Raw genomic sequence first — 4,122 nt, 5'->3', positions numbered from 1 at the left:
TCAAGGGCGAAGAAACCTTCGCCTTCGACCCGGCCAGCAACCTGCTCGACCCCAAAGCCCCACGCCAGCCCAGCCACTACCCGCCGCCCAAGCTGCTCGACAACCTGCTGCGCGACTACGTCGGCCAGCACTACACCTACGACACCCGCGGCAACCTGCTGGAAAAGATCGACAACGGCAAAAAGGCCACCTTCACCTGGGACCTGTACGACCGCCTGATCCGCTACGAAGACGACCGCCTGACTGCCAAATTCGCTTACGACGCCTTAGGGCGGCGGCTGTTCAAACTGTCAAAGTCCAAATACCAGCCAAAACGCGAAGCCGGCCCGATTTGGAACCAGAACGAAGAGCGCAAACTGGATGAAAAATACGGCTGCGGCTACACGATTTATGGCTGGGACGGCGACACCTTGGCCTTTGAAAGTCGCAACGGCGAAACCCACAGCGAAGACCGCCTCACCCACTTCTTCTACGAGCCCGGCAGCTTCGTGCCCGTGGCGCAGGCCGTTAAACATCGCTGCATTGCATTACTGCCCGAACCTACTTACGAGGGCGGTTACAACATCGACCGCGACCCGCTGTGGCTGCACAAGCCGCAGGCGCAACCGTTCAGCGCCGTGGCCTGGTACCAATGCGACCACCTCGGCACGCCAATGGAACTCACCGACCAGCGTGGAGAGATCGCGTGGAGTGGGACCTATCAAGCATGGGGGTTGGCCAAGGAACAGCGTACTGACAGCGCAATCCGCGCAGACATCCGCAACCCGCTGCGCTTTCAGGGGCAGTACTTCGATGTAGAGACTGGGCTGCACTACAACCGCTATCGGTACTATGATCCACAGGTCGGACGGTTTATCGGTAAAGATCCGATCGGGTTTGCGGGTGGGCTGAATGTTTATGCGTATGCGCCGAATCCGGTGGGGTGGGTTGATCCGTTTGGGCTTAGCTCCTGCCCCTGTGAACGTGACTGCGAAAAAGTCCTTACCGATGCTGGGCTAGACGTTGACACCCATGGCAATCTCACGAAACGAAACAAAGGTACACAATATGACTCTCACCACATTTACCAAGACAACACTGTCGCCTCCGTACCCGGCTACAAACACCGTTCAGCAATCGCCATAACACTACAAGGAAGAAATGCGGACGGGACAACCAGAGGCACACAGCATTACAACGCCTCTCAGACCCAAAACAATAGTACTGCTGGCGGTTTAGTTGGTTCTGAAACTGTAGTAGCCTTCAAAGCTCTACGCTCTGCCGGCATTGGCAGTCAAGAATCAAAATGTGCAGTCCTGAAAGCCCGAGGCTACTTAAGCGGCCTTGGAGCGAATGCTGGAACAAGAACCAACCTCCCAAAAAACAGAAGAGGCCGATAACAATGATTATGAATCAAAAACAAATATTCGAACTCTCTTACAATATGATAGAGAACTTTATATCCATATTTAATAAAAAAAATCTTACCGAACTTGAAACCAAGTACGGAATGACCCCAGCAATATATAATGAAGCACGCGAATATCTGGATGACTATTTTGGAAATGAGAACTACCAACTGAAACCACCACCCAAGAAAGGAAACCCCCCTCATCTTCTAGAAGATAATATCTTGGATATTTATGGTGCCGATGAAGATACCGACTGCTGGAGAATAAACTGCAAACTATTTAGCGAACAGGGCGAAGAAGAAATTTCAGCAAATTTTGATCTTTTTCATGATAGCGGACAATTTAAATTAAAGTATTTGTATACCGCATCTTAGTAAGTTGAGTAGACAAATGAAAAACATAATACGCTTCTACAACACCACGAACCACGACGGAGTGCTCATTAAATCTATCCATCACCAACCTCAATGGGAAGCCAATGGCGGATAAAGGCACCTAGTGAAGTGCCCATTGTGCAAGGGACTTCCTGACTACTGAGGACAGTAGTACCGATTCCGTCAATGGCGTTGCGTTGATCAGGTTCAAGACGGAAATAATGAGGCCATTTATGCAAATTCAAATAAGCGGGCAATATGGCGACCCCAAAGCAGACGGGATTTTTTGGCCAATTCAAAAGAAATTAAATGATTGCTTCAAAGCCAACATATCCGACGGCTACTTTCAAACTTTATCAAAGCTCGCAATTGCGTTCCGAGTATCAGGCAAAGCGCAAAATTTCGACTCAAAAGGTTCTGAACGCATGAAATATCTAAAAAAAGATAAATGCATAACCATCGACCTAGTGTTTCCTATCGAACAATGGGTCAACACCGCAAGCGAAGACCTCATAAAAACTATCACAGCCGGAGTCCTAAACTGCCTGAACTTAATGATTGATAAATCTAAAATATTAGGGGAGCTGCGCGATGAAAAGAGACTTTTATCCAACATCAGCAACGCACTTCATGACTTCGAAGAACACCAATTAAAAACTAAAGCGAGCACCGTGAAATGAAGAGCGTAGTCCGCCTCGGCGACACCACCGACCACGGGGGCTCGGTCATCGAATCCATCCCTCACACCAACCTCAACGGCAAGCCGATGGCGGGTAAAGGCAACCTGGTGATGTGCCCCTTGTGCAAGGGGCCATTTCCAATTGTCGAGGGCAGCAGCACCTATTCCGTCAACGGCGTTGCGGTGGCACTGGATGGTATGAAGACCGCCTGCGGTGCCAGCCTGATCGCCAGCGGCTCGCGGGCATCGGTGCACCGCTGAGCATGTAAACCACTGCCGCTCTTTAACAAACCAGCATCACCGGCATTGGCCCAGCGTCGCCAATGCCTGCGACACCTAATGGGATTACCACTACCAGCACCACCTAATCACCCGCTACACCGACCGCACCGGGCGCGGCATGAACCTGCAATGGCAAGGCGACGGCCCGGCCGCCAAAGCCGTGCGCGAGTGGGCCGATGACGGCAGTTACGACACCCGTTTGGAATGGGACCCCAATATCCGCCTCACCTACGTCACCGACGCCCTCGGCCAGGAAACTTGGCACTACTACGACATCCTTGGTTACACCTATCGCATCATCTACCCCGACGGCAACGAAGAGTGGCTGTTTCGCGATGCCGCCAAAAACGTCACCCGCCATATCCACACCGACGGCAGCACCGACGGCTATGCCTACGATGATCGCGGCAACCTGCTGCAACACACCCGCGCCGACGGCAGCAGCATCCACCACGCCTACGACGACCAAGACCAGCGCTTTAAAACCCGCGACGCTGAAGGCGGGCTGTGGAAGTACGACTACGACCCGCGCGGCAACATCATCGAGACCCTCGACCCGCTGGAAAACAAAACCCAGTACGCCTACAACGCCGATAACCTGCCCACTGTCATCACCGACGCCCTCGGCGGCAGCAAGCAACTAGCCTACAACACCGATGGCCAACTGATCCGCTACACCGACTGCTCGGGCAAAGTCAGCCAGTGGCAATACGACGCCCTCGGCCAACTCAGCCGTTTTACGGATGCCGCGGGCAACATCACCATCTACCACTACAGTGCCGGGCATCTGGTGCGCCTGACCTTGCCGGACAAAACCGAAGAGCATTTTGAGCGCGATGCCGAAGGCCGCCTGCTCAGCCACACCGACGCTCTGGGCCAACGCACGGTGTGGCAGTACACCGAAGCCGGGCTGATCAAGCAACGCCAGCAGGCCAACGGCACCACCTTGGACTACCGCTGGGACCGCCTCGGTCAACTGCTGGAACTGCGCAACGAAAACAACGCCTGTGCCACCTTCAAATACGACCCCGCCGGGCACCTGCTCAAAGAGACCGGCTTTGACCAGAAGACCACCCACTACCTGTACGACCACGGCAGCCAGCAACCGACCCGCCGTCTCGATGGCGACCGGGTCTGTGAGTACGACTACGACCCGCTCGGCCGCCTGACCGCCCACCATGCTGGGCAAAGGGAGGGCCAGGTGAGGCAGACCGAAACCTTCGCCTACGATGGCAACGGCAACCTGCTGCTGGCCGAAAACGCCGCCTGCAAGTTGCAATGGTTTTACGACGCCGCAGGCAACACCACCCGCGAACACCAGCACCTGCGCTACCTGTCGCACCCGCAGGCCGCGGTCTGGCAACACCAGTACGACGCCCTCAACCCGCGCATCGAC

Annotated in this window: 4 protein-coding genes and 1 pseudogene; all 5 read left to right on the top strand. The window is 54.4% G+C overall.

All coding sequences use genetic code 11. The features are described from left to right. A partial coding sequence (locus tag AQS70_RS08130) for an RHS repeat-associated core domain-containing protein (RefSeq protein WP_187331795.1) occupies positions 1–1,379 on the top strand: 1,379 nt, incomplete at its 5' end. Between the two features lie 2 nt (positions 1,380–1,381). Next, positions 1,382–1,765 (top strand): hypothetical protein, encoded by a 384-nt coding sequence (locus AQS70_RS08125; RefSeq protein WP_055102348.1) that lies wholly within the window; start codon positions 1,382–1,384, stop codon positions 1,763–1,765. Positions 1,766–1,998: 233 nt separating this feature from the next. Beyond that, entirely contained in the window at positions 1,999–2,445 is a 447-nt protein-coding gene (locus AQS70_RS08120; protein ID WP_055102347.1) for a hypothetical protein, read from the top strand. Next, entirely contained in the window at positions 2,442–2,705 is a 264-nt protein-coding gene (locus AQS70_RS08115; protein ID WP_055102346.1) for a PAAR domain-containing protein, read from the top strand. The genes AQS70_RS08120 and AQS70_RS08115 overlap by 4 nt, the downstream gene beginning before the upstream one ends. A gap of 139 nt (positions 2,706–2,844) precedes the next feature. After that, a pseudogene (locus AQS70_RS08110) lies at positions 2,845–4,122 on the top strand (RHS repeat protein); the annotation flags it as partial.

Source organism: Pseudomonas endophytica (genome assembly GCF_001411475.1).
GTDB classification, from domain to species: Bacteria; Pseudomonadota; Gammaproteobacteria; order Pseudomonadales; family Pseudomonadaceae; genus Aquipseudomonas; species Aquipseudomonas endophytica.
Note: the sequence above shows the minus strand (reverse complement) of the source record. Positions and strands in the feature narration are given on the sequence as shown.